This is a genomic window from Mesorhizobium sangaii, from assembly GCF_014207355.1.
Lineage (GTDB): Bacteria > Pseudomonadota > Alphaproteobacteria > Rhizobiales > Rhizobiaceae > Mesorhizobium > Mesorhizobium sangaii.
On the sequence record NZ_JACHEF010000001.1, the window covers coordinates 1,841,854 to 1,867,755 of the forward strand.

Annotated in this window: 24 protein-coding genes, 1 tRNA gene and 1 pseudogene; 10 read left to right on the plus strand and 16 right to left on the minus strand. The window is 62.7% G+C overall.

Annotation, left to right across the window (positions count from 1 at the left end):
• Positions 1-16: 16 nt before the first annotated feature.
• The 5 genes and pseudogenes from HNQ71_RS08655 to HNQ71_RS08675 form a co-directional block, all read right to left on the minus strand.
• The gene (locus HNQ71_RS08655) at positions 17-922 is read right to left on the minus strand and encodes a ketopantoate reductase family protein (protein ID WP_184872288.1); all 906 of its coding nucleotides are present in this window, start codon (positions 920-922) and stop codon (positions 17-19) included.
• Between the two features lie 357 nt (positions 923-1,279).
• Positions 1,280-1,573 (minus strand): GYD domain-containing protein, encoded by a 294-nt coding sequence (locus HNQ71_RS08660; RefSeq protein ID WP_142869763.1) that lies wholly within the window; start codon positions 1,571-1,573, stop codon positions 1,280-1,282.
• Between the two features lie 254 nt (positions 1,574-1,827).
• On the minus strand, positions 1,828-3,234 hold the full coding sequence (locus HNQ71_RS08665; RefSeq protein WP_425492191.1) for an adenylate/guanylate cyclase domain-containing protein: 1,407 nt from the start codon (positions 3,232-3,234) through the stop codon (positions 1,828-1,830).
• A gap of 69 nt (positions 3,235-3,303) precedes the next feature.
• Positions 3,304-3,977: pseudogene (locus HNQ71_RS08670) on the minus strand (AfsR/SARP family transcriptional regulator); the annotation flags it as partial.
• A 749-nt stretch (positions 3,978-4,726) separates the two neighbouring features.
• Positions 4,727-4,801: transfer RNA gene (locus HNQ71_RS08675), tRNA-Thr, on the minus strand.
• A 161-nt stretch (positions 4,802-4,962) separates the two neighbouring features.
• On the opposite strand from HNQ71_RS08675, the gene HNQ71_RS08680 reads away from it, so the two are divergent.
• Positions 4,963-5,157, plus strand: coding sequence for a hypothetical protein (locus HNQ71_RS08680; protein ID WP_184872107.1), 195 nt, complete (start codon positions 4,963-4,965; stop codon positions 5,155-5,157).
• 130 nt (positions 5,158-5,287) lie between these two features.
• Positions 5,288-6,580, plus strand: a complete 1,293-nt coding sequence (gene murA / locus HNQ71_RS08685; RefSeq protein WP_184872108.1) for a UDP-N-acetylglucosamine 1-carboxyvinyltransferase — start codon at positions 5,288-5,290, stop codon at positions 6,578-6,580.
• Positions 6,581-6,708: 128 nt separating this feature from the next.
• Here the strand turns inward: murA and HNQ71_RS08690 are convergent, their stop codons facing one another.
• Positions 6,709-7,002, minus strand: a complete 294-nt coding sequence (locus HNQ71_RS08690; protein ID WP_184872109.1) for a hypothetical protein — start codon at positions 7,000-7,002, stop codon at positions 6,709-6,711.
• Positions 7,003-7,026: 24 nt separating this feature from the next.
• Between HNQ71_RS08690 and HNQ71_RS08695 the strand changes: the two genes are divergently transcribed.
• The 7 genes from HNQ71_RS08695 to yacG all read left to right on the plus strand — a co-directional run bounded on the left by HNQ71_RS08695 (position 7,027) and on the right by yacG (position 10,856).
• The gene (locus HNQ71_RS08695) at positions 7,027-7,461 is read left to right on the plus strand and encodes a DUF2948 family protein (protein WP_184872110.1); all 435 of its coding nucleotides are present in this window, start codon (positions 7,027-7,029) and stop codon (positions 7,459-7,461) included.
• Between the two features lie 7 nt (positions 7,462-7,468).
• Positions 7,469-8,761: a histidinol dehydrogenase gene (gene hisD, locus HNQ71_RS08700; protein ID WP_184872111.1), complete on the plus strand. Its 1,293-nt coding sequence runs from the start codon at positions 7,469-7,471 to the stop codon at positions 8,759-8,761.
• A gap of 6 nt (positions 8,762-8,767) precedes the next feature.
• Positions 8,768-9,253, plus strand: coding sequence for a UPF0262 family protein (locus HNQ71_RS08705; RefSeq protein WP_095088641.1), 486 nt, complete (start codon positions 8,768-8,770; stop codon positions 9,251-9,253).
• Positions 9,241-9,705 carry an arsenate-mycothiol transferase ArsC gene (locus HNQ71_RS08710; RefSeq protein WP_184872290.1) on the plus strand — a complete coding sequence of 155 codons (465 nt, stop codon included), beginning with the start codon at positions 9,241-9,243 and terminating at the stop codon, positions 9,703-9,705. The genes HNQ71_RS08705 and HNQ71_RS08710 overlap by 13 nt, the downstream gene beginning before the upstream one ends.
• 87 nt (positions 9,706-9,792) lie before the next feature.
• Positions 9,793-10,011, plus strand: a complete 219-nt coding sequence (gene infA, locus HNQ71_RS08715) for a translation initiation factor IF-1 (protein WP_006200926.1) — start codon at positions 9,793-9,795, stop codon at positions 10,009-10,011.
• Between the two features lie 21 nt (positions 10,012-10,032).
• The gene (locus HNQ71_RS08720; RefSeq protein WP_184872112.1) at positions 10,033-10,662 is read left to right on the plus strand and encodes a Maf-like protein; all 630 of its coding nucleotides are present in this window, start codon (positions 10,033-10,035) and stop codon (positions 10,660-10,662) included.
• A complete protein-coding gene (gene yacG, locus HNQ71_RS08725) occupies positions 10,659-10,856 on the plus strand; it encodes a DNA gyrase inhibitor YacG (protein WP_184872113.1) in 198 nt (65 codons plus the stop codon). Before HNQ71_RS08720 ends, yacG begins: the two co-directional genes overlap by 4 nt.
• A gap of 11 nt (positions 10,857-10,867) precedes the next feature.
• Here the strand turns inward: yacG and melA (HNQ71_RS08730) are convergent, their stop codons facing one another.
• The 6 genes from melA (HNQ71_RS08730) to melA (HNQ71_RS08755) all read right to left on the minus strand — a co-directional run bounded on the left by melA (HNQ71_RS08730) (position 10,868) and on the right by melA (HNQ71_RS08755) (position 19,866).
• A complete protein-coding gene (gene melA, locus HNQ71_RS08730) occupies positions 10,868-12,238 on the minus strand; it encodes an alpha-galactosidase (RefSeq protein ID WP_184872114.1) in 1,371 nt (456 codons plus the stop codon).
• 19 nt (positions 12,239-12,257) lie between these two features.
• Positions 12,258-13,925, minus strand: coding sequence for an ABC transporter ATP-binding protein (locus HNQ71_RS08735; protein ID WP_184872115.1), 1,668 nt, complete (start codon positions 13,923-13,925; stop codon positions 12,258-12,260).
• Between the two features lie 10 nt (positions 13,926-13,935).
• Positions 13,936-15,075 carry an ABC transporter permease gene (locus HNQ71_RS08740; RefSeq protein ID WP_184872116.1) on the minus strand — a complete coding sequence of 380 codons (1,140 nt, stop codon included), beginning with the start codon at positions 15,073-15,075 and terminating at the stop codon, positions 13,936-13,938.
• Positions 15,076-16,083 (minus strand): ABC transporter permease, encoded by a 1,008-nt coding sequence (locus HNQ71_RS08745; protein WP_184872117.1) that lies wholly within the window; start codon positions 16,081-16,083, stop codon positions 15,076-15,078.
• 115 nt (positions 16,084-16,198) lie between these two features.
• Positions 16,199-18,280 carry an ABC transporter substrate-binding protein gene (locus HNQ71_RS08750; RefSeq protein ID WP_184872118.1) on the minus strand — a complete coding sequence of 694 codons (2,082 nt, stop codon included), beginning with the start codon at positions 18,278-18,280 and terminating at the stop codon, positions 16,199-16,201.
• Between the two features lie 119 nt (positions 18,281-18,399).
• Positions 18,400-19,866 (minus strand): alpha-glucosidase/alpha-galactosidase, encoded by a 1,467-nt coding sequence (gene melA / locus HNQ71_RS08755; protein WP_184872119.1) that lies wholly within the window; start codon positions 19,864-19,866, stop codon positions 18,400-18,402.
• 74 nt (positions 19,867-19,940) lie between these two features.
• Between melA (HNQ71_RS08755) and HNQ71_RS08760 the strand changes: the two genes are divergently transcribed.
• Positions 19,941-20,984 (plus strand): AraC family transcriptional regulator, encoded by a 1,044-nt coding sequence (locus tag HNQ71_RS08760; RefSeq protein ID WP_184872120.1) that lies wholly within the window; start codon positions 19,941-19,943, stop codon positions 20,982-20,984.
• 25 nt (positions 20,985-21,009) lie between these two features.
• Here HNQ71_RS08760 and HNQ71_RS08765 read toward each other — a convergent pair whose 3' ends face one another.
• The 4 genes from HNQ71_RS08765 to HNQ71_RS08780 are packed head-to-tail and all read right to left on the minus strand — an operon-like array spanning position 21,010 to position 25,877.
• On the minus strand, positions 21,010-23,037 hold the full coding sequence (locus HNQ71_RS08765; protein ID WP_184872121.1) for an aldo/keto reductase: 2,028 nt from the start codon (positions 23,035-23,037) through the stop codon (positions 21,010-21,012).
• Between the two features lie 43 nt (positions 23,038-23,080).
• Positions 23,081-24,175 carry an ABC transporter ATP-binding protein gene (locus tag HNQ71_RS08770; RefSeq protein ID WP_184872122.1) on the minus strand — a complete coding sequence of 365 codons (1,095 nt, stop codon included), beginning with the start codon at positions 24,173-24,175 and terminating at the stop codon, positions 23,081-23,083.
• An 8-nt stretch (positions 24,176-24,183) separates the two neighbouring features.
• On the minus strand, positions 24,184-25,020 hold the full coding sequence (locus HNQ71_RS08775; RefSeq protein WP_184872123.1) for a carbohydrate ABC transporter permease: 837 nt from the start codon (positions 25,018-25,020) through the stop codon (positions 24,184-24,186).
• Positions 25,017-25,877, minus strand: coding sequence for a carbohydrate ABC transporter permease (locus HNQ71_RS08780; RefSeq protein WP_184872124.1), 861 nt, complete (start codon positions 25,875-25,877; stop codon positions 25,017-25,019). The genes HNQ71_RS08775 and HNQ71_RS08780 overlap by 4 nt, the downstream gene beginning before the upstream one ends.
• Between the last annotated feature and the right edge of the window lie 25 nt (positions 25,878-25,902).

A 25,902-nucleotide genomic window follows, 5' to 3' on the forward strand; every position in this document is an offset into this window, starting at 1 on the left:
CGTTGACGAGGCGCCGCTACGGAGCTGCACCCGCTGCGTAGAGATGCAGGGCGCGGAAGACCGCCGTGTGGCCGGGGGTCGCAACACCGAACCTGATGCCCAATTCGTGCATGCGCCCGGACAGCCAGGCGACCTCGATTGGCTTGCCCCTTTCGAGGTCGTTGGCCATCGACGATTTTACGTGCGGTGGGAATGCGGTCCATCTGGTCACAACGCGCCCTTCGAACCCCTCGGCCATGGGATGACCGGCCGCGGCCGCGACCGCCATCCCCTCGTCGCGCAGTTGCTCGATGAAGATACGAGCCTCGGGGTCGTCGAGGATCGGACCGATCCCGGAGCGCATGAGCGACGTCCCTCCGGAAAAGGCCGCGAGTGTCACGAACTTCTCCCACAGCACATTGTCGATGTCGGCAACTGGCTTCAGCTCAAGCCCAACAGCACGATCGCAGAGCGCCTGAAGGTCCTTGATGAGAGGCTCGCGGTGCCCGCCGACCAGGATGTGACGCAGCCCGCCAGCGTGGACGACTTCTCCCGGCTGTTTGATGAATGCGGACAAGTAGGTGGCGCCGCCAATCACCTGGTCGCCAGGAACATGGCGGCCTAGAATCTCGACGCTGTCGATGCCGTTCTGCAACGTCACGACACGCGTATTCCTGCCGATGAGCGGTCCGAGCGCGGCGGCAGCCTTCTCACTGTCGTAGAGCTTGACCGCGAAAATCACGAGATCGACGGGACCGATGTCGGCGGGCGCGTCGCTCGCGGACACATTGGGGAGAAAGACGTTGCCGATATCGCTTTGAATTCGCAGGCCGTCCCGGCGCATTGCCTGCAAGTGGGCACCGCGGGCGATGAAGCTGACGTCGCCCCCCGCCTCGGCGAGCCTTGCGCCGAGATAGCCGCCGATGCCGCCCGCCCCGATCATTGCGATCCGCATGCGTCCCCCTCGATATCAGCTGCCGTCATGGGCCGAGCGAAGCTGGAACGGCATCCGCCGGCCCGATGTCTATTAGCATTTACTTGAATACAAGGCCAGCCGACGGGTTGGAGGTCCGACGGGCACGCGATCACGATGAGTCCTCGCCCAATAAGCCACCAAGCCGCAGTTCTGGCAGCCGCCATGCAGATGGTTCCGACTGCGACCAGACCGGAATAGCTCGTTGAATGTCCCTCATAAAAAAAACCCTGGCCTCGTCCCAGGGTTTTCGCTTCAAGGATATGAGCGAGGCCGCCGTTCCCCTCGCCAGCGGGCTTCGATCGCCCGTTCACGGCACGGTGGCGGTCAGGCCATCTTTGCCATTATTTTGGCCATATCTGCCGCGTCGAACGCTCTCAGTGTCTGGGTTCTGATGTTGCCTAGCGATGCGATCGACAGGGCTAGCGCAGTCGCGGCAATGTCGTCGTCGGCTTCGGCAATCGCCACGACATCGTGTTGACCAAGCGTCCACAACAGGGTGTGAACCTTGATGCCGTTCTTGCTGGCCATCGCCTTGAAGGCTTCGGCACGCTTCTGGGTATCCTTTATGCTCTTGATACCTTGATCTGTGAAATTTGACAGCAATACGTAATAAGCCATTTATTCCTCCCATGAAGGGAGCGGGCGGGCACTCACGGCGCGTCCGCCGTCTCCCGGAACCACGATAACACGAGTCAGGTGCGCGAACCACTTGCGGCAAAGAAGGCTATCGAGCGAAGTTGTCGCTTCAACCAGACGGAACCACGTTGAGTTCGTGGAGATTCCCCCAAAGGGGCCAATTCCGTGGCCACGATCTTGATGTTCGAGTTCCATGCCGCCGACGAGTGCTAGGCCGGACGTCAGGCTCATCGCCGTCAGGCTGGCCCACCGACGGAAAAAAGCTGCAAGCTCCCGGGAAGCCCGGCAAGTTCCGTATCGCCGCGCTCTTCAAACATCAGGCCGGAGCCGACCACGAGATCACGAACCGTCCGCGAGGCAATGATCTCGCCTGGCCGCGCATGACCGAGCAGCCGCGATGACAGCTCGATCGCAATCCCGGTGAAATCATCGCCGCGCTCCTCGCATTCGCCGGTATGGACTGCCGAGCGGACATCGAGACCGGATTGCTTCAGGCGTTGACGGATCGCGATCGCGCACTGGATCGATCGCGTCGGGCCTTGGAACACGGCGACAAATCCGCTTGCCGTGCGTCTGATCCGCCTGCCTTCGGCACCGAGCAGTTCGCCACGGATCTCTTCGGCGTGTCGGTCAATCAGATCCGTGCCGGCCCCAGAGGAAGGGCCTCCTATCTCCACGGAAAGCACCGACACCAGGAGCCGCTTGCCCGGCACCGCTGGCAAAGCGCCGGTGACAAAAGCCTGGATCTCGTCCACGAGGCGATCGGAATTCTCCCCCCAGATCACGTGATCCCGGCCGGCAAGCTCGATGTATCGGGCGCCTTCGATATGCGTTGCCAGGTAGCGTCCTTCTTCCCGCTTCACCCAGAGGTCGCCCGTCGTCTGCACGATAAGTGTCGGAACGTGAATGGCCGGCAGAATGTCGCGAATGTCGATTTCGGTCCCCCAGCGCCAGAGCGCTATCGCGTCGGCGGGAGAGGCTGAATTCCTGAGGTAGGCGGCGAACCATTCTCGCTCGAAACTGTCGTTCATCAGGCTGGGCGCGGCGTTGCTCATGTCCGCGGGCTCTCCCCACTCTCTCTCGACGACTGCTAGATCTTGCTCGACCTGCTCGCTCGTTCTCGCCCAGGGGTAATCCTTCGACCATCTGCCACTGGCATAGGCTCCGTTGAGCACGAGCGCCGCAGTGCGCTCGGGATAGGTCGCCGCGAACAGCATACACATGGGGCCGCCCTCGGAGCTGCCGAACAGAACCGTGCGCTTCGAGCCGACCTCATCCAGCACGGCCCGCACGTCTTCCATCCGCTCTTCCATCGTCGGCAGACCGACATTGCGGTCGGACAGCCCTGTGCCGCGCTTGTCCATGCGGATCAGGCGGCAGAAGCTGCCGAGGCGCTGGAACACGTGCGCCAGCCGCGGCGACGACCAGGAAAGGTCCAGGTTGGAGACCCATCCAGGCACGTAGATCAGGTCGATCGGCCCGTCACCGGTCACCTGATAGGCGATGTTGATCCCCGCCGATTTGACGTAGTGCGTCGGCGGGCTGATGGGCTGACCTGAGAAATCCAGACGCTTAGCGGCTTGGGATCGCGTTTGTAGCGAAGGTGAAACTCCGGGCGCTGGAAAAGCCGCGTCCGGTATCATGCGGCGCGCCCGAAGGTCGTCATAAAGCTTCCGGGTTTCGGGCTCGGGTTGCAAGCCGAGCTGCCGCCGCAAGGCATCACGGCAGCGCTCATACTGCTGCAGGGCGAGGTTGAGGCGGCCCTGGGCTACATAGGCCCGCATCAAGGCGCGGTGAATGTCTTCCCGCAGGGGTTCAAAAGCCAGCAGGCGCGTAGCCGCCCGCACGCCTGAACAAGATCGCTTGTCGCGGAATGGTATGCGACGAGCTTGTCCAGAACTGTAATGGCGATTGCCCTCAATCGCTCGCGCTCGAAGCGCAGCCAGTCTTCGAAGGGCTCCTCCTTGAGATCGAAGCCTTCGAGGAGATCGCCACGATAGACAGCAAGCGCCTGCTCGAGCTGCTCGGGGGCGGAGCCAGCGGCCAGCGCCTCGAACCGGGCGACATCGAAATCGAGATCATCGAGATTAAGGCTGATGGTGTCGCCCTCAGTGAGGAACCTCCCGCCCCCCGATGCGTGAGTGGCCTTCCTGACGGCAGACAAAGCCTGCCGCAGGTTCGTCCGGGCCTGGGACTCACTGTTGCAACCCCACAAAAGGGAAGCGAGCTTCTCGCGCGATTGCGAGCGTCCGGACTGGAGGGCCAGGTAAGCCATCATGGCACGCGCCTTGCGGCCGAGGAGCGGAACCGTCGCTGCATCGCTGGCAAAATCGAAACCACCGAGCAGACAGAGATGAGGGTGCGCCATCGAATCCGCCACAGCCATAGCTCCCACCGGCAATCATTTCCCCTACCTGCCCCTATTTCAATCGCGATTTTGCCGGCGTGACGCTTTTCACGAGTTCATCACGCTGGTTCCAACGCATTTCTCACGGGCGGGGGCGAGATTACCCGGACGAGGCAGCCCTTGTCTCAGGAGGAGGATGCTATGCTGCACCCGAACGAGTGGCCCATCTGGCATGATGATCCCGGGCAGAACCCGCGCCTGTGGTATGCGGTTGCGCCGCAACGCCACGAAATTGCACTCGCGCGCTATCTTGAGAAGCAGGCGGCCGGCCGAGAATCAATGGTCCGCCCGTTCGATCTCCGGACCAAGACGATCCGCGCATGTGTGCTGATAGCAGATGCTGGGAGGCATTTTCTCAGGCGCTTGGTCGCCCCCGTCGGAGCGCCGAGAACTCACCGTCGCTAACCATCGGCAAGGTCAGTTGTCCAGCGACCCCACGCCGGAACTGCGCAACAACGCGATCATGATGATGAGCAGCGGCAGCGCCTGGCAGTGCCTTCAGAGCCGTCTTATCGTAACCGCCCAAGGCGTGTTCACAGCTCTGTCCTGCACTCCATAAAGGGCCGAATGTCCTTCGGGATCACAAGCCTGCCGAATAGCGGCCGTCTCGATTTAGATTTCGAACTCGCCCAGCCATCGATTCTATCCGTCTTTTTACGTCATTTGTAACGTCAGAATGGACAGAACGCGTGCGCGTCATGCACTTCAGCGATTTCAATGGGATGGACTGGTGCTGCGAGAGAGGATTGAACTCTCGACCTCTCCCTTACCAAGGGAGTGCTCTACCACTGAGCTACCGCAGCCGCCGATGGCGGGGCTTCTGCCATATCGAACCGGCAAGCGCAAGGCCAAGTGCAACGCTTCTGTGAATGCCTTTGCCGGATCGCTTTTCATGACATGGCGGCGCCACAATGTTGGCTATCCCTGATTAGCGGGCTGGCTGGTCGCCGGCCGGGGCGGGACAATGAACGACAAGGCAATTCCACTGAAAAAGGATGGTCCAACGAAAAAGGGCGGTACGAACCGCAAGGACCGACTGGCCGAGCAATTGCGCGCCAATCTGCAGAAGCGCAAGGCGCAGTCGCGCTCGCGGCGTATCGGCGAAGCCGACCAACGACCGGACGGGCTCGGCTCGGCGAAGGAAATGCAAAAAGATTAACTCAAATCGGCCACTCTTGGACCGCAGTGGACGAAATCCTATTTCTTGAACCAGACCGGCCAATGGTCTAGACGGGCCGATACTCAACCGATTGAACCGGCATTTTTTTGACCGAGAGGGACGTTCTTCCATGGATCGCATCAGAATTGTCGGCGGCAACAAGCTTGCCGGAAGCATTCCGATCTCGGGCGCCAAAAATGCGGCGCTGCCTCTGATGATCGCCTCGCTCCTGACCGACGACACGCTGACGCTGGAAAACGTGCCGCATCTGGCCGATGTCGAGCAGCTGATCCGCATCCTCGGCAATCACGGCGTCGACTATTCGGTCAATGGCCGCCGCGAGAAGCAGAATGAGGGCTATTCGCGCACCATCAATTTCTCGGCCCGCAACATCGTCGACACCACGGCCCCTTACGAGCTCGTGTCGAAGATGCGGGCATCGTTCTGGGTGATCGGCCCGCTGCTGGCCCGCATGGGCGAGGCCAAGGTGTCGCTGCCAGGCGGTTGCGCCATCGGCACGCGCCCGGTCGACCTGTTCCTCGAAGGCCTGCAGGTGCTGGGCGCCGATATCGACGTCGACACCGGCTATGTCATCGCCAAGACCCGGAACGGCCGCCTCGTCGGCAACCGCTACGTGTTCCCCAAGGTCTCGGTCGGTGCCACCCATGTGCTGATGATGGCGGCGTCACTGGCCAAGGGAGAGACGGTGCTCGAAAACGCCGCCTGCGAGCCCGAGATCGTCAACCTCGCCGAGTGCCTCAATGCCATGGGCGCGAAGATTTCCGGCGCAGGCACGCCAACCATCACCATCGATGGCGTCGAATCGCTGTCGGGCGCCCGCGTGCGCGTCATCCCCGACCGTATCGAGACCGGCACCTATGCCATGGCCGTAGCGATGACGGGCGGCGACGTCGTGCTCGAAGGCGCGCGACCCGAACTGCTGCAGACGGCGCTCGACGTGATCGCACAGACCGGCGCCGAGATCACGCCGACCAATTCCGGCATTCGCGTCAGGCGCAACGGCGCCGGCATTTCGCCGGTCGATGTGACGACGGCGCCATTCCCGGCCTTCCCGACCGATCTGCAGGCGCAGTTCATGGGCCTGATGACCATGGCCAAGGGCAAGTCGCGCATCACCGAGACGATCTTCGAAAACCGCTTCATGCATGTGCAGGAACTGGCCCGGCTCGGCGCTCACATCACGCTTTCGGGCCAGACGGCGATCGTCGACGGCGTGCCGAAGCTGAAGGGCGCGCCGGTCATGGCGACCGATCTTCGCGCTTCGGTCTCGCTGGTCATTGCGGGTCTCGCGGCTGAAGGCGAGACCACGGTCAACCGCGTCTATCATCTCGATCGCGGCTTCGAGCGGCTGGAAGAAAAGCTGTCCAACTGCGGCGCGGTGATCGAGCGGATTTCGGCTTAACAGCTCCGAGGCAGTCGAAAGCCTCTGCGGAGGATGTCGGAACAGCAATTGTTAATGTCGGCACCGCCCCTCATCCGCCTGCCGGCACCTTCTCCCCGTGAACGGAGAGAAGCCCGCTGACCCGCAACCTAGCCGCCTATCTTGCAACGTAGGCCACTAGCGAAATCAAGAATGACGGCGTCCTTCTCCCCGTCCCCAAAACGGGGAGAAGTGCCCGGCAGGGCGATGAGGGGCAGCACAAACCTGAGGTTATCGCCCTGGGCAGAATCCGTGACGCGGTTGCACGGACCGGAAAGACCGCCTAGAGCCTGTTTCATCCCGACCAACGTCGAGATGAGGCTCCAGATTGCTGCTTGAGCATGATCTTTTGCGAAAACCGGTTTCCACTTTTCGGGATCATGCTCTAACAGAAGGCTGAACAATCAACCTTCAGGTGCGAAATCCGCATGACCGCCCTTAAGCTTATCGCACTCGACGACCAGGATCTGAGCATCGTTTCGGCCCATGTCCAGGATGCCGTGATGAAGGTCTCGGACCTCGAGTTCCTGCCTTCGGCCAAGCGTTTCGTGCTGACCATGAACCGCTTTGTCTGGGAGGCCAAATCCGGCCTGTTTCGCCAGCACAATGAGCGGCGGCAGGCGGTGCTGCATTTCGACCGCGTGCTCGGCGCCAAGACCAATGGCATCGCCCGCGACAAGCCGGCCGAGGTCCTGTCGCTGCTGGCGATCAGTTTCATCGAGATCAGCAAGCCGGCCGGTATCGTCGAGCTGATCTTTTCTGGCGGCGGCACCATCATGCTCGATGTCGAGTGCATCGAGGCCCGTCTTGCCGACATCGGCGGCGCGTGGGAAGCCACCTCGCGTCCCGTCCACAAGGCTTGAGCGTCCGATGGCCATCACGCTTCGTCAGTCCGATGCCGATTTCGAGCAGCGTTTCGCCGCCTTCCTTTTGACCAAGCGAGAGGTGTCGGCCGATGTCGATGCCGCGGTGCGCGACATCATTGCGCGCGTTCGCGCCGAGGGCGACGCGGCGCTGATCGACTATACCAGGAGATTCGACCACGCCGACCTCGCAAGTCTCGGCATTGCCGTATCCAAGGACGACATCGCCCGGGCCTACAAGGCCGCCGACCCTAAGACGATCGAGGCGCTGGAATTCGCGCGCGACCGCATCCGCTCGCATCATGAGCGGCAGCGGCCCAGGGATGATCGCTATACGGATGCCGCCGGTGTCGAACTCGGCTGGCGCTGGACGGCGATCGAGGCGGTCGGGCTCTATGTGCCGGGCGGCACGGCGAGCTATCCAAGCTCGGTGCTGATGAACGCCGTACCGGCTGGGGTGGCCGGCGTCGAGCGCATCGTCATGGTGGTGCCCGCACCCGGCGGCATCATTAATCCGCTGGTGCTGGTGGCGGCCGATATCGCTGGCGTGTCGGAAATTTATCGCGTCGGCGGCGCGCAGGCGATCGCCGCTCTTGCCTACGGAACCGAAACAATCAAGCCGGTGGCCAAGATCGTCGGCCCGGGCAATGCCTATGTCGCTGCGGCCAAGCGCCAAGTGTTCGGCACCGTCGGCATCGACATGATCGCCGGGCCCTCGGAAGTGCTCGTCGTGGCCGACGGCAGCAACGATCCGGACTGGATCGCCGCCGATCTGCTGGCCCAGGCCGAGCACGATGCGTCGGCGCAGTCGATCCTGGTCACCAACGATCCGGCCTTCGGTCGTGCGGTCGAACAGGCCGTGGAACGCCAGTTGCAGAGCCTGCCGCGCGCCGAAACGGCTGCGGCGAGCTGGCGCGATTTCGGCGCGGTGATCGAGATCGCCACGATCGACGCCGCGCTGCCGCTGGTCGACCGTATCGCCGCCGAACATGTCGAACTTGCCATCGACGATGCCGAAGGGTTTCTGGCGCGGATGCGCAACGCCGGTGCCGTGTTTCTCGGCCGCCACACGCCGGAGGCCATCGGCGACTATGTCGGCGGCTCCAACCACGTGCTGCCGACGGCACGCTCGGCGCGCTTCTCGTCGGGCCTGTCCGTGCTCGACTTCGTCAAGCGCACCTCGATCCTGAAGCTTGGACCGGAGCAGCTGCGGATTCTGGCGCCGGCGGCGATCGCGCTCGCCCAGGCCGAAGGCCTCGATGCGCACGGCCGCTCCGTCGCCATACGGCTGAACATGTAGGCCGCCATGTCGGACTCCGATCAAACCCGCGCCAGGCTGATCGATGTCGAACTCGATGAATCGATCGGCCGTTCGACGCCCGATGTCGAGCATGAGCGTGCGGTGGCGATCTTCGACCTGATCGAGGAGAACAGTTTTCAACCCGTCAATGACAGCGGCCCCGGGCCGTACCGGCTGAAACTGTCGCTGGCCGAGCAGCGCCTGGTTTTTGCCGTGGCGCGCGAGGACGGGGATGCCGTCGTCACCCACATCCTGTCGCTGACGCCGCTCAGGCGCATCGTCAAGGACTACTACATGATCTGCGAAAGCTACTACGACGCCATCCGCTCCTCGACGCCGAGCCACATCGAGGCGATCGACATGGGCCGCCGCGGCCTGCACAATGAGGGTTCGCAGACGCTGATGGACCGGCTGGCCGGTAAGATCGACATCGATTTCGATACGGCGCGCCGGCTGTTCACGCTGGTCTGCGTGCTGCACTGGCGGGGCTAGCCCTGGCTGCCCTGCCTCGCTCGATCCTGTTCCTGTGCGGCATGAACGCCGTGCGCTCGCCAATTGCCGAACAGCTGGCGCGACGGGCGCTGCCGGCCACCGTATTCGTCGCTTCGGCCGGCGTTCGCGCCGGCGAGCGCGATCCGTTCGTCGATGCGGTGCTGGCCGAGGAAGGCCTGTCGCTGGGCGAGCGTCACCCAAGGACGATGGACGATCTCGAGGACGACTATTTCGACCTCATCGTCACGCTGGCGCCGGAAGCACACCATGCGGCGCTCGAACTCACCCGCTCGCTTGCCGTCGAGGTCGAATACTGGCCGACGCCGGACCCGACCGACGCCACCGGCACCCGCGAGCAGATCATGGCGGCCTACCGCGACGTGCGCGAGCGGCTGAAAGCGCGCATAGGTCGACGTTTTTTGCTTCCAGAAGCAAAAAACGCGACGGATTAAGCGTGTTCACAAGCGCGCGTTTATCATATAGGTTCCGCCGAAATTCCGGCCAGGGCGCTGGAACTACCATCCAAGCAAAGGTATCGAATGCCGAAGGAAGAAGTCCTCGAGTTTCCGGGTGTCGTGACGGAATTATTGCCCAACGCGATGTTCAGGGTGAAACTCGAAAACGAACACGAGATCATCGCCCATACAGCCGGCCGCATGCGCAAGAACCGCATCCGCGTGCTGACCGGCGACAAGGTTCTGGTCGAGATGACGCCATACGACCTGACCAAGGGCCGCATCACCTATCGTTTCAAGTAAGCAAAGCCCGACTGGTCCGCGATGAGCATTTTGCAGAAGCTGGTGCTTGCCTCGGGTTCGCCGCGCCGGATCGAGCTCTTGCAGCAGGCCGGCATCGAGCCGGACCGCGTGCTGCCGGCCGATGTCGACGAGACGCCACTGCGCGCCGAGCACCCGCGCTCGCTGGCCAAGCGGCTGTCGAAGGAGAAGGCCGAGAAGGCGTTCGCTTCGCTGACGGCCGAGACCGACTATGCGCCTGGCTTCGTGCTGGCCGCCGACACGGTGGTCGCCGTCGGGCGGCGCATCCTGCCCAAGGCTGAAACTCTCGACGACGCCGCCAATTGCCTAGGGCTGCTCTCAGGCCGTTCGCACCGAGTCTATTCCGGCATCTGCCTGATCACGCCGGGCGGCAAACTGCGCCAGCGGCTGGTCGAGACGCGGGTGCGCTTCAAGCGGCTGCCGCGCGAGGAGATCGACGCCTACGTGGCATCGGGTGAATGGCGCGGCAAGGCGGGCGGCTATGCCGTCCAGGGTCTCGCCGGCGCCTTCGTCGTCAAGCTGGTCGGCTCCTACACCAACATTGTCGGCCTGCCGCTCTATGAAACGGTAGCGCTGCTTTCCGGCGAAGGCTTCAAGGTGCATCGCGGCTGGCAGGTGGGAGCCCGGCCGTGAGCCTGGACGACAAGGTCACGCCGCTGCGGCCGAAGCGCCCCTGCCCCGAATGCGGCGAGCCCTCGGCGCGCGAGACCTATCCGTTCTGTTCGACGCGCTGCAAGGACATCGACCTCAACCGCTGGCTGAAGGGCGCCTATGTCATCTCCGCCCGCGACGACGAGGAAGAGACGGACAACGACGAGCCGAAGTGAGGCCGGGGCGTTTAGGCGGCCTCGTTCTTGCGCCCCACACGCGCCCAGGCAGGCAGCCAGTCGCCGTGGGCGGCCAAGAGATCATCGACCAGTGACCAGATCTGGTCGAGATCGAGCTCGGCTGCGGTGTGCGGATCCATCATGGCCGCATGGTAGATGTGATCGCGGTTCTCGCTCATCAGCGCCCGCACCGTCAATTCCTGCACGTTGATGTTGGTGCGAATCAGCGCCGTCAATTGCGGCGGCAGGTCGCCGATGTACGTCGGCTGAATGCCGGAGGCGTCGACCAGGCACGGCACTTCAGCGGCGCAATCCCGGGGCAGCGAGGTGATGCAACCATTGTTGCGGACATTGCCGTAGATCACCGAGGGTTCGCCCGTCCACACCGAATTCATGATCGAAGAGGCATACTCCTTCGACTCCTCGACCTCGATGCGCTGGGCCGAGCGGTAGGCCTGCGCCTGGTCTTTCCAGCGCTCGATCTGCTCGATGCAGCGTTTGGGATATTCGTCGAGCGGAATGCCGTATTTCTCGATCAAGTCTGGGCGGCCTTCCTTGATGAAATAGGGCGTGTATTCGGCGAAATGTTCCGAGCTTTCGGTGACGAAATAGCCCAGCCGCGTCAGCATCTCGTAACGCACCTTGTTGGGGCAGCGCGGATTCCAGCCGGGCTTGGGTGCGCGGCCTTCGCGATAGGCGCGCACGAGATCGGGATAGAGGTCGCGGTAGGAACCGTCCGGCTGGCGGTGCTCGAATTTCAGGTAAAAGGCCATGTGGTTGATGCCGGCCGAGCGATAGCGGATCTCTTCGTAGGGAAGGTTGAGATCGTGCGCCAACTCCATTGCCGTGCCCTGTACCGAATGGCAGAGGCCGACCTGCCTGATCTCAGGGTATTTCTCTGATATCGCCCAGGTGTTGATCGCCATCGGGTTGACGTATTGCAGCATGATCGCCTGCGGGCAGACGGCAAGCATGTCCTCGCAGATCTTCCACAGATGCGGCACGGTCCTCAAGCCGCGCATGATGCCGCCGACACCAAGCGTGTCGGCGATCGTCTGGCGCAGGCCGTATTTCTTCGGCACTTCGAAGTCAGTGACAGTGCAGGGCTCATAGCCGCCGATCTGGAAGGCGACGACGACGAAGTCGGCGCCCGCCAGCGCCTTGCGCTGGTCGGAATGGGTCTCGGCCTTCGCCTTGACGCCGAGCGTCGCGATCAGCTTGTTGACGACGATGGCGCTCTCTTCGAGCCGCTGCGGATTGATGTCCATCAGCGCGATCGTCGCGCCAGAAAGCGACGGCCGCTGCAGCACGTCGCCGACAATGTTCTTCATGAACACCGTCGAGCCGGCGCCGATGAATGTGATCTTGGGATTTCTTGCCACGCTAACCTCCGGCATATGTTCAAGCCACATCGAAAGCGGCCCTGACGAGCCGTTCGGTGTAGGCGGTCTTGGGATTGGTGAGGACCTCGTCGACGGGTCCCTGCTCGACGATCTTGCCGTGCTGCATGACGATGACGCGGTGGCACAGCGCACGCACCACCTTGAGGTCGTGCGAGATGAACAGGTAGCTCAAGCCCCGCTCGTCCTGCAGCTTGCGCAGGAGGTCGATGATCTGCGCCTGGACGGAGAGGTCCAGCGCCGATGTCGGCTCGTCGAGCAGGATGAATTCGGGCTCGAGCGCGATTGCGCGGGCGATCGCGACGCGCTGGCGCTGACCGCCCGAGAATTCGTGCGGGAACCGCGACAGTATATCGCCCGGCATGCCGGCACTGACCAGCGCCTCGCGCACCCGGTCGACCCGCTCGACCCGCGTCGCGCCGATGCTGTTGACGACCAGCCCTTCCTCGATGATCTGGCCGATTGTCATGCGCGGATTGAGCGAAGAGAAAGGATCCTGGAAAACGATCTGCATGCGCGAGCGCAGTGGCCGCATCTCGTTGCGTGACAGGCCCTGGATCGGTTGGCCGTCGAAACGGATTTCGCCGCGCTTGGTGTCGATCAATCTCAGCAGCGCCTGGCCGAATGTGGTCTTGCCGGAACCGGATTCGCCGACCAGCCCCAGCGTCTCATGGCGGCAAAGCTTGAGGCCGAGATCGTCGACGGCGACCAACTCGCGCCAGTCCGGCCTCAGGAAACTGCCGTGACGCAGCATGAAGCAGACGCGCACATCATTCGCTTCGAGGATGGCGCCGCTGCCCTCAGGAAGCGGTTGCGGACGCCCGCGCGGCTCCGCGGCGAGCAGCCGCTGCGTGTAGGGATGCTGTGGGTCCGCAAACAGCCGTTCGGTGACGTTGTGCTCGCACATCGCGCCATGCTGCATGACGTAGACATAGTCGGAGAACTTGCGCACCACGGTGAGATCGTGGGTGATCAGGATCACCGCCATCCGCAGTTCTTTTTGCAGATTGCGGATCAGGTTCAGGATTTGCGCCTGGACGGTGACGTCGAGCGCGGTGGTCGGCTCATCGGCAATCAACACGTCAGGATCGTTGGCCAGCGCCATGGCGATCATTACGCGCTGCCGCTGACCGCCCGAAAGCTGGTGCGGATACTGTTTGAGCCGCGCCTCCGGCTCGGGGATCTGGACATGCCGCAAGAGTTCGAGCGCCCGTGCCCAGGCCTGCCTGCGGCTCACCTTGCGGTGCACCCGGATCGCCTCGACGATCTGGCTGCCGACCGTATAGATCGGGTTGAGCGAGCTCATCGGCTCCTGGAAGATCATCGAGATGCGGTTGCCGCGCAGCTTGCGCCGCTCGCTCTCGGGGAATTTCAGGATGTCTTGGCCATCGTAACAGATGCTCGATTTCGGCGACACGGTGGCTCGGCGCGACAGCAGCCCCATGACGGCGCGCGCCGTCACCGACTTGCCGGAACCGGATTCGCCGACGATGGCGATCGTCTCGCCGCGATAGAGCTGGAACGAGATGTCCTTGACCGCTTCGACAACGCCGTGCTCGACCTTGAAGGCGACCTCGATGTTGCGGGCGTCGATGATGGGCTGGTCCTGGCGCCCGTCATGGTCATGACGGACGGTAGGGGCGAAGGATTCGGCGAGTGCGACGGTCATCCCAGCCACCTCAATACGGATCGACGGCATCGCGCAGGCCGTCGCCCAGCGCGTTGAAGGCAAAAACGGTGGCGAGCACGAAACCGACCGGCGACAGGATCCAGGGATAGGTGCCGATGACGGAATAGGTCGCGGTGTCCTGCAGCATCAGGCCCCACGAGATCAGCGGAGGCTTGACCGCGAAGCCGAGGAACCCGAGGAAGCATTCGAGCAGCACCACCGTCGGGATCGCCAAGGTGACGGCGACAATCACATGGCTCATCACATTGGGCAAGATGTGCTGCAGGATGATGCGCCGGTCGGTGGCGCCGACCGCCATTGCGGCGCGCACATACTCGATGCGCGCCAGCGCCAACGTCTTGCCGCGCACCTCGCGCGACATCTGCGCCCAGCCCAGCGCCGACATGACGACGATGACAAAGGCGAGGAAGACATTGGTCGGCGCGGTGACGGGGATCAGCGTCGTCAGCGCAAGATAGAGCGGCAGCTGCGGGAAGGCGAGCACCAGTTCGACGAAGCGCTGCATCCAGATATCGAACCGGCCGCCGAAATAGCCGGAAACCATGCCGACGGTGGTGCCGATGACGGTTATGATGAAGACGACCGTCAGCGCGATCATCAGCGAGACGCGCGAGCCATGTATGGCGCGCGACAGGATATCGCGGCCGAACTTGTCGGTACCGAGGAAATGCACCGGCTGGCCGTCCATCGAGGCGAAGAAATGCCTGTCCGCCGGGACCAGCCCGAAGAGCTTGTAGGGCGCGCCTTCGACAAAGAAGCCAAGCAGCCTCGGATGGTCGTAGTCGGGCCCGACGACGGGCTGGAAGGTGACCGGATCGAGGTCGGCCGAATCGGCCAGCGCATAGACCCGTGGCCGCGCGACGAAATTGCCGTCCTTGTCGTGGAAAGAGGGCAGTTGCGGCGGAGCGAAGCCGACATCGGTCGCCTTCGGGTCCATCGGCGCCAGGAATTCGGCGAACACGGCCATCACCAGCAACAGAACGACGAGCCCAAGCCCGGCCATGCCGGTCCAGGAGCGCTTCAACCGACGCCAGACGAGCGCGATATAGCTCTCATTGCCGCGCGCCGGTTTGGCGACGATGGGTCCTTCCGCCGGCAGCGGTGGAGGTGATGGATCGCGGGCCAGCATCTAGCTCTCTCCGTATTGGCGGATGCGCGGGTCGAGCAGGACGAGCAGCATGTCGGCGATGATATTGCCGACGATCAGTGTCGCCGACAGCACCATCATGAAGGTGGCAGTGACATAGACATCACCAACCGCCATCGAACCGACGATCGCCGGGCCGACGGTCGGCAGCGCGAAGATGATCGCCGTCTCGATCTCGCCGGTGAGCATGTAGGGCAACACCACACCCTGATACATGACGAGCGGATGCAGCGCATTGGGCACGGCGTGCCGCATGACGACGGCACTACCGGTCAGGCCCTTGGCTCTCGCCGTCTCGACATATTGCGCGTTGAGCGTATCCAGCAGATTGCCGCGCATGACACGCATATTGTAGGCGAGGCCGCCGAAAGTGGCGATCGCCACGACCGGCCAGACATGCTTGACCAGGTCGACAAACTTCGCCCAAGACCATGGCGCGCCGCCATATTGCGGCGAGAAGAATGAGCCGATCTCCGACAGGTTGAACTGGAAGACGAGGAGATAGACGATGATCAGCGCCATCAGGAAGCGCGGCACGGTCATGCCGAGGAAGGCGATGGCCGAGAGCGTCGAGTCGATCCACGTGTATTGCCTTGTCGCCGCCCATATGCCGAACGTGATGCCCAGCACCGAGGCGAGCAGATGGCAGACCAGTGCCAGGAGCAGCGTTCTCGGCAGGCGCTCGCCGACGACATCGGCCACCGGCTTGTTGTAGTAGAGGCTGTAGCCGAAATCGCCGCGAGTAATGATTCCGCCGATCCAGTTGAGATACTGGACGGGCAGCGGCTTATCGAGGCCGTGTTCGACGCGGTAGGCCTGGGCCTGCGCATCGGCCTCGGCGAAGGACGCGCCGCCCTGGTTGATCAGCTGCGAACGGATGTAGTCGGCATAGTCACCAGGTGGCGCCTGGATGATGGCGAAGGTGACGAGGCTCAAGATTGCGAGGACCGGTATTGCCGACGCTACGCGCATAAGCAGGAATCGCAGCATGGACGGTCGGCTTCCTCATTTCGCCGGACGCTCTCATTGAGGGTCGTTCGGAGGTTGGTTTGCCCCGGCCGCGCCAGCGGCGCGGCCGGGTCTCTCTTGGTCAGGGGAGGTAAACTTACATCGGACCCTTGTCTCCGGGCTTGCCCGGGAGCTCCTGCGGGAACAATTCGTATTTCGCCTGCTTGTCGGCCGCGACGAAGACGCGTTCTCGGACGATCGAATCCTCGGCCCAGTTGAACATGAAGATCGGCGTGCCCTGCGGAATGTTCGAGAAGCGCTTGTTGACGATCAGCGCGCCGGGATATTCCGTCAGGCCGATATTGTAGACGTGTTCGGTCGAGATCTTCTGGAACTCTTTCATCAGGCTGGCGCGCTTGTCGTTGTCCTCAGACGCGACGAACTTGTTGACGATGGCGACGAGGTCTTTTTCGAAAGGCATCAGGTCGACCTCGCCGCTTTCCGGCGCACGGTGATTCCAGCTGGTTTTCGGGCCGACAGGTGCAAGCTGTTCTGTGTTCTGCACAACCGAGGTCAGTTCCTGGTCATTGCGCCGGATCAACCAGTCGAAACGGCCGGAATACTGCGAGGCGTCGCGCTGGGTACCGTTGAGGCCGTTCAGCACGACCCTCAAGCCCAGCTTTTCCATTTGCGCGACGACACCTTCGGCAAGGCTTTTGTCGGTGCCGTAGTCGTTGTTGACCAGCATCACGATCTCGACGTTCTTACCGCCGGCAGTGCCAGCCGGGAAGTTTACGAAACCGTCGCCGTCGGCATCCTTGAGGCCGGCCTTGGCGAGTTCGGCCTTGGCGCCCGCGAGGTCGAAGGGATAGTAGACGGTGGACTTGCGATCATAGAAGCTTGTGCCCGAGGAGAAGCCGCCGGGATAGATGGCGGTGAACGGCCCCTTGACCAGGGAGTCTCCCAGCGCCTTGCGGTCGAGCGCCATGGTGACAGCCTTGCGGAAGTCCTCATTGCGGTTCAGCTCACGGACTGCCTGGCTTCGCTCGTCCGGGTTGCCCCAGCCATTGGCGGAAAAGTTCATGCGCAGATTGTAGCCGATGAGCCGCGGGCCGAAGGCCAGCCTGGCCGGCGCGTTCGCCTCCGCCGCACGCTTCAGCGAGGCGACGAAGTTTTCCGGCTGCTCCAGATTGGAGAAGTCGGCGGAGCCGGCGACCGCCTGGACGTCGCGGTCGGCCCAGGTCGACAGCTTGTACTGCAGTTCGTTGAGGTAGGGCAGCTGGTTGCCCTTCTCGTCGACCTTCCAGTAGTAGGGGTTGCGGCGCATGACGATGATGTCGTCCGGCCGGTACTCGACCGGCGCCCAGGCGCCCATCACCGGCATGTTCATGAATTCCGGCGGGAAGGCATTCTTGAACTGGTCGTAGGTGTTCTTCGAATATTTCGGATGCTGCGGCTTCAATATGTGCGCGGGGCCGGGGCAGAAGGTACCATAGGCCATGGCGTAGAGGTACTGTTTCGGGAAGGCGTCCTTGAAGGTCCATTCGACGGTGTAGTCGTCGATCTTCTTCAGCGTCGTGCCGACACCGAAGGTTTCCGGCGTCGCGCCATTGAGCGGCGAGACGTTCGGGTCGACCACCTCGTCATCCCAGTAGAACATGACGTCGTCGGCGTTGAAGGCCACGCCATCAGACCATTTGGCGCCCTCGATCAGATGCATGGTCAGCTTGTGGCCGTCCTTCGACCAGTCCCAGCTCCTGGCCAGATTCGGCAGCGGTTCGGTGTCCTTGGCCTCGACCTGGAACAGCGGCGCGGTGCGCGTCAGACATTCGGAAAGGCCGATGTCAATGCCGCCCCAGCCTTGCGTCTGGCCGGCGCCATAGTTCCAGCCTTCCGGCCGGCCACCGATGACATGGCGCATCGTATCGCCATAGACGCCGACGCCGTCAGGCATGTTGGCCGTCTTGAAGACCAGCGGCTCTTTAGGCAGCCTGTCTTTCACTGGCGGCAGCTTGCCCGTCTTGACGTATTTCTCGGTGACCCAGTCGGGCTCGTGATATTGCGGCAGCGCCTTGAACTCCAGAATGGAGTCGCGCGCCACATATTTGATCTTGCCCTCGGCGGGGAACGGTGTCGGCGCCGGCGGAACAGTCGGCTCGGAAGCGTATGCATTGAGTGCCGAGACCGAGACGCTCAGCGCCAGTCCGGCAGCAAGACCGATATTGCGTAAATTCCTCACTGTCTCTCTCCCTCTTGTTTGTTCCGGAGCTTTTATACCTGCTCCGCTTCTCCTCGAATCCAAACGGCTTCGTGGCAGTGGATCCGCCTCCCGTAGATCCACCATCACCGCATGAAAATTCAGCCGGCCTGCTTTAGCGCAGCTTTTTCGGCGCGCAATTCCTCTATCGAGCGCACACTGCGCCGCGCCGCGCCCGCCCATTCGCGGGTCTTGACCCCGGATGTCGACAGCCGCGCCCTGGCGGCCGGAACCGCGTGGGCATATTGCGGCAGCCAGGCTGCCTGGGCGACGACCATTTCGTCGACCATCTGCCAGACCTCCTCCGGGGTTGAAACCGCGCCGACCAGCGGGTCGTGCAATACGGCGAGCTTGAGCAGATCGATGTCGCCGGCGATAGCGGCATGGACCGACATGCGCTGGACATTGATCGAGGAGATGCAGGTGGCCGCACAGGCTTCCGGCAAGGTGATGCCGGCGGCCATGTTGATGCCGAAGCGGTCGACGAAACCGGGCGACTCGATGATGGCGTCCTGCGGCAGGTTGGTGATCACGCCATTGTTCTTGACGTTGAAGTGGCCGCGATAGACGCGGTTGGTCTCCAGCGCCTCCAGGATGTGGCTGGCATGCTCGTTGGAGCGCTTCTTGGAATCGATCGGCTGTGACGCCGCTTCGAGGAACTGCGGGTATTCCGTTTCGAACCAGTTGCGGGTTTCGGTCGAGTAGCGGAGATAGCCGCCCGTCTCGCCATGGATCCAGTCGGACATGTCGATCCAGCGCGTGATCTCGTCGGGCCGTTTGCGGTACCAGGGCAGATACTCGGAAAGATGGCCGTTGCTTTCGGTCGAGTAGACGCCGAAGCGCTTCAAGACATCGATGCGAAGCTTCTCCTGCCTGGAATAGACCGGATGCGCCTCGAAGGCGGCGACCAGTTCGTCCTTGCCGATCTCGCGGCCGTTCAGGCGCAAATCGATGAACCAAGTCTGGTGGTTGATGCCGGAACAGACATAGTCGAGCTCCTGCCTGGACTTCGCGCCCAGCACCTCGGCGATCTGCTCGGCGCCGTGCTGAACACCGTGGCAGAGCCCGACGGTGTCGACCTTGCCGTACTCGATCGCAGCCCAGGTGTTCATCGCCATCGGGTTGGCGTAGTTCAGGAATTTGGCGTTCGTCTCGGCGACCTCGCGTATGTCCTTGCAGAAATCCAGGATCACCGGAATGTTGCGCTGGCCATAGAGGATGCCGCCGGCGCAGATCGTATCGCCGACGCATTGGTCGATGCCGTATTTCAGGGGAATCCTGATATCGTCGGCATAGGCTTCGAGGCCGCCGACACGCACGCAGCTGATGACATAGCGTGCGCCTTCGATTGCCTTGCGGCGGTCGGTGGTCGCGGTCACCTTGGTTGGCAATCTATTTGCCTCGACTATCCTGTCGAGGATCGCCTTGATCATCTCAAGATTGTGCGCACTGACGTCGGTCAGCGCGAATTCGATATCGGTGAATTCGGGCACGCACAGAATATCGGTGAACAGCTTCTTGGTGAATCCAACGCTGCCGGCACCAATGATAGCGATTTTGAAACTCATCAGCCGGACCTCATTTCGTTCGAATGGCAGGCAAGGAACGACAAGCAAAGGTTCAGCCACATGCCGTGACATGTATGCAGGACAAGCCGGAATCCAGCCTGCCAACCTCCCTGTCCGCTCCTCGGCTGCGGATCGCTCTCGCTTTTCGAGGGGGAGTATGCGCTTATTCGCGAGCGCGACCAGAGAAGGATTATGCTTTCAAGGGTAATTTTGTGCTGCAGGATTTGATAGCCAACGGACAGTCGATGCGGACGATCTCGTTGCCGCGCGGTCGCCAGCGCCTGCACGCCATGCCGACGAGCACGGGTTATGAAGTCCGCGAGGACGAGATCTACGACTGGGACGGGCGCAGGCGCGGCCAGACACCGTTCACCGTGCTCCAGCACACGATCAGCGGGACCGGCCGGCTGCGCTATGAGAACCGCAACTACCGCCTGCAGAAGAACGACACATTGCTGGTGCTGGTGCCGCACAACCACCGCTACTGGCTGGCCAAGGATGAGCGTTGGGAATATTTCTGGATTTCGATGAATGGCGAGGAGGCGCTGCGCATCCACAAATCCATAATCGGCACTTCGGGCCCGGTGTTTCGGCTGCAGCCGGCGACGATCGACCATCTTGCCGATTGCAGCCTGCGCCTCATCAAGGGCGCCGCTTCGCCGGGTGCCGCTTCCGCCGTCGCCTACGAAGCTGCGATGGCGCTCTACGACGATGTCTTCGGCTCACATGCCTTTGCTGAAAAACAGAGTGCCATGCAGCCGGTCATCGATCACATCAGTGCCAATCTCGACAGGCCGCTGCCGGTGGCCGACCTGGTCCAGATCAGTGGCCTCAGCCGGGCTCATTTCTCGCGCTGTTTCGCCGAGAGCGAAGGCCTGCCGCCCGCAGAGTTCGTGCTACAGCAGCGCCTGCAACGCGCGGCGAAGCTGCTGACCAAAGTGGACTTCCTGCCGGTGAAGGAAGTTGCCATCCTGTGCGGCTTCGAGGACGCGAATTATTTTTCGAAGGTCTTCCGCCGTTGCTACGGCATCACGCCCAGCCAATTCCGCACCACCGGCATGTATGCCAGCATGAGAACCCCGGCCAGGCACGGCGCCAGGGTCTCGGACGAGACCTGACACCGCCTTGGGTTCTCATTATGCATCAGGCGGCGTGCCGGCTGCCGCCATCCAGCCATTCGAGATCGGCCGGCGAAAGCGTGACGTCGAGTGCTCGCAGACTGTCGTCCAACTCGCCCAGCGTGCGGGGCCCGATCAGCGGAATGGATGGGAAGGGCTGATTGAGCACATAGGCCAGGGCAATATGGATCGGGCTCTTGCCCAGCCGCGCGGCAAGTTCGACCGCCCGGTCGCGGCGGCCGAAATTGCGCTCCGAGTACCAGACGCGCACCAGTTCCTCATTGTCGTGCCTGTCGCGCCCGGCGCGATCGGTGAAGAAGCCGCGCCCCTGGCTCGACCAGGCGAAATTCGGCATCTGGCGGGACGTCAGCCAGGCCTTCCATTCGTCGGTCGAGGAGGTCACGCAGCCGGCCCAGATCGGTTCCAGCATTTCGGCCAGTGAGAAGTTGTTGGACAATGCGCCGGGCTTCTGTTTGCCGGTCCGCTCGGCATAGGCAATAGCCTCGTCCATACGCTGCATCGTCCAGTTCGAGCCGCCGAACGGGCCGCGTATGCGGCCTGCCTTCGCCTCGCGATCCATCGCATCGACGAATTCGCCGACCGGCACATCGGGATTGTCGCGGTGCATGAAGTAGACATCGGCATGGTCGGTTTGCAGGCGGTCGAGTGACTGTTCAAGCTGCTTGCCGATCACATCGGGATAGCAGAGCGGCGAATGCGCGCCCTTGGCGATGACCACCGATTGCGCCCGCACGCCGCGGTTTTTCAGCCACTCGCCAAGCAGCGCCTCGGTGTAACCGCCGCCGTAGACATAGCCGGTGTCGAAGAGATTGCCGCCGGCCTCGAAAAAGGCATCGAGCAGGATCGACCCCGAGGAAAAGGTGCGAAAATCCTCGAAGCCGAGCGCCACCACCGACGCCGGCTTCGACAGGCCCGGAATGGTACGCTTGGAGATCGCCGTTCCGCTGGAGCGCAAGGGCCGGCCGGAGATGGTGTTGGTGCGCTGCGGGGCCTTCTCGATCCCGTATTCCAGGCCCGCCGCCGCCCGCCATCTGTCGAGGACGCGCAAGGTGCCGAGGCTGTCGGCCCAGTCCATGCCCGGCCAGGCGAATTCTTGGGCGCCGGCGAGGATGGCCTCACCGGCGGCGTCGACCTCGAACGAATAGACATGGCGCTTTTCGTCGACGCTGATGGTCTCGCGCGCGCCGTCGGATCCGATCACGTCGATCCGGCCGAGCCCGACGTCACGGTTGCCGCCGGCGAACCAGAAGTCCGGCACCTCGATGCGGCCCATGGTGCCGAAGATTCTGAGCACATTGTCCTGGTTGAGCGAGATGCTGCAGGAAACTTCAGCAATAATGCCGCCCGGGAAATGCAGCAGCGCCGAGGCCCATTCGTCGACGCCGGACTGGCCAAGGTGGGCAGTACCAACCACCTTGTCCGGCTCGGCGAAGGGGAGGCCCGCCGCCGCCCCGGCAATGAGCCGCGCCATCGAGACCGGATAGCCCCCGACATCCAGAATGCCGCCGCCGGCAAGATCGTTGGCATAGAGCCGGTGCTCCGGCATGAAGCCCGGCATGGCAAAGCCGAAACTCGACTTGATCATCCTGATATCGCCGATGACGCCCGACCTGATCAGTTCCACCAGCTTCAGCGTCTGCGGGTGCAACCGGTACATGAAGGCTTCGCCGAGAAAGGTGCCGGCCTTGCGCGCGGCATGGATCATGGCGTCGGCCTCGAAGGCGGTCAGCGCAAGCGGCTTTTCGCAAAGCACATGCTTGCCAGCTTCCGCCGCCCTGATCGCCCATTGCGCGTGGCCGGGATGCGGTATCGAAATGTAGATGGCGTCGATGTCGGGATCGGCGAGCAGAGCATCGTAGCCATCTAGGATGCGGGCGCCGGGGAAACTTTCGGCGAGACCCGGCTTAGCCGGGTTGCGGGCGCCGATGGCAACCAGCTTGCCAGTGCGCGAAGCGGCCGCGCCACCGGCAAAGGCCTGGGCGATGCTGCCTGGGCCGAGAATGCCCCAGCGAATGGGCGTTGTTGAAGTCATTGTCATTCTCCTTGAAGGCTGGCTCCTTGAAGGCTGGAAACCGTCAGCGCAGCCGCAGCCCTTTTTCATCGAACAGGTAGGATTTACCGATGGAAACGGTGATCTCGGACACATCGGGAACCTTTGCCGCGTCGCGCTGGATCACCACGTCTTCACCGTTCGCCGTTCTGGCATAGAGAAAACTTGTGCCGCCCAGATGCTCGACCACGTCGATGCGTACCACAAGGTCGGTGTCGCCCTCCCCGGCGCTGCCGAAATGTTCGGGACGCACGCCCACCATGACCTTGCTCCCGATTTTGGGGCTTCCTGCTTCGGGTGCAGCACCCGTCAGCGGTTGCGCGACACGGGTCTTCTCCTGACCCGCCAGTTCGACCACCACACCATGTGCATCGCGCCCGACAATGCGGCCGCTGATGAAGTTCATCTTCGGCGAGCCGACAAAGCCCGCCACGAACTGATTGTCGGGATTGTCATAAAGATCGAGCGGCCGGCCGATCTGCTCGATATGGCCGGCGCGCATCACGACGATCCTGTCGGCGAGTGTCATCGCCTCGGTTTGGTCGTGGGTGACATAGATCATGGTGGTGCCGAGTTCCTTGTGCAGGCGCGATATCTCGACCCGCATCTGAACACGCAATTCGGCGTCGAGATTGGAAAGCGGCTCGTCGAACAGGAACACCTGCGGTTCGCGCACGATGGCACGGCCGATGGCAACGCGCTGGCGCTGGCCGCCCGACAATTGCTTGGGACGCCGCTTCATCAGCTCGTTTATGCGCAGGATTTCGGCGGCTCGCTTGACGCGCCGGTCGGTGTCGGCGTTCGGATTGCCGGTCATCCTGAGCCCGAAACTCAGATTCTGTTCGACGCTCATGTGCGGATAGAGCGCGTAGGACTGGAAGACCATGGCGATGCCGCGGTCGGCCGGCTCGACATCGTTGACGAGCTTGCCGCCGATGGCGATCTCGCCGCCGCTGATGTCCTCGAGCCCGGCGATCATCCTGAGCAGCGTCGATTTTCCGCAGCCGGAGGGACCGACGAAGACGACGAACTCGCCGTCCTTGACGTCGATGTTGGCGCCGTGGACGACCTCGAAGACCCCGAAGCGTTTGATGACATTGTTGAGCGTGACTGTTGCCATGCTGTTCCTTACTTGATCGCGCCGGCGGCGATGCCGGCGATGAAATGGCGCTGCAGCAGCACGAAGACGACAAGCATCGGCACCGTCAGCATCACCGCGCCCGCCATGATGCCGCCCCACGACACCTTGGTGAGGCCGATCAGCGTGCCGAGCGCCACCGGCGCCGTCATCGAACCGGGCTGGCTGTTGATCAGGAGCGGCCACAAATAGTTGTTCCAGGACGCGAGGAACAGGATGATGGCGAGCGCCGCCAGCATCGGCCGCGCCAGCGGCAGCGCGACGAACAGGAAGATGCGCCATTCCTTCACCCCCTCGACGCGCGCCGCATCGAAAAGGTCGTCCGGCATCATCGAGAAGCTCTGCCGCATGAACAGCACGCCGAGCGAATTGAACAGCGGCGGCACGATCAGCGCCACCCAGGTGTTGGCGAGCTTGAAATCGCGCGCCACCATGATGAATTGCGGGATCAGCACCACAGCATAGGGCAGCGTGATGGTGCCGAGGATGATGGCGACAACCAGGCCCTTGCCGACGAACCGGTAGCGGGCCAGCGCCCAGCCGGCCATCGACGTCAGCATCACCGACAGGAACGTGTAGGTCACCGCCACGGAGACAGAAATGCCGATGGCGCCGACGAAGTCGGTGTCGCGCTGCAGATTGTTGAAATTGTCCAAGAAATTGCCGTGCGGCAAAAGCTCGATGCCGGGGCTGAAGATGCCGTTGTCCGGCATGGTCGAGAACACCACCATCATCCACAGCGGAAACAGCCAGATCAGCGCCAGCGGCGTCAGGAACAGATGCAGTGCGATGCTGCGTCCCAACCTGGCGGAGGAGAGTGAACTCATTTCGGTTCCCTCGTCAGCCACAGCTGCACCAGCGTGATCGCGATCGCCAGCCCAGCCATGGTGTAGGCGACGGCCGACGCGTAGCCGAAATTGAGCGATCGAAAGCCCTGGCGGTAAAGCAACAGGCCAAGCGTCTCGGTGCCGCCGCCGGGCCCGCCGCGCTCGGTGATCAGGAAGGGCTCGGTGAACAACTGCATGGTGCCAATGATCGACAGCACGAGGCAGAACACGATGACGGGTTTCAGGAGAGGCAGCGTGATGAAGAAGAACTGCTTGAGCTTGCTGACGCGATCGAGCGTCGCCGCCTCGTAGACATCTTCGGGAATGGACTGCATGCCGGCGAGCAGGATGATGGCGTTGTAGCCGGCCCAGCGCCAGGTGACCGCGATCATGATCAGCGCCATCGCCGGCGTGACGTTGGAAAACCAGTCGACGCTGGGTAGGCCGACGCTGTTCAAGAGCTTGTTGATGATGCCGAAGTTGAGGTTGAACATCAGCCGGAAGACCGCCGAGTAAGCAACTTCGCCGACCACGACCGGGGCGAAGAAAGCAAAGCGATAGAGGCCCCTCGCCTTGAGCAGCGGCGAGTTCAACAGCACCGCCATCACCAGCGCCAGCGTGATCATCACCGGCACCTGGATGACAAGGATGAGCAGCGTGTTCTTCAGCGCGTTGAAGAAAGCGGGGTCGCCGATCAATCGGCCCCAGTTGAAGGTGGGCGCGAACCGCCAAGGCACGGTGCGCGTCGCTTGGAAGGAGATCATGAAGGAATCGATGATCGGCCACACCCAGAAGATTGCAAAGATCAGCAGATAGGGCGCGAGGAAGCGATACGCCGTGGCATTCTGATAGCGCATTGTTGCCTCCTTTCCGCGTTCAAGG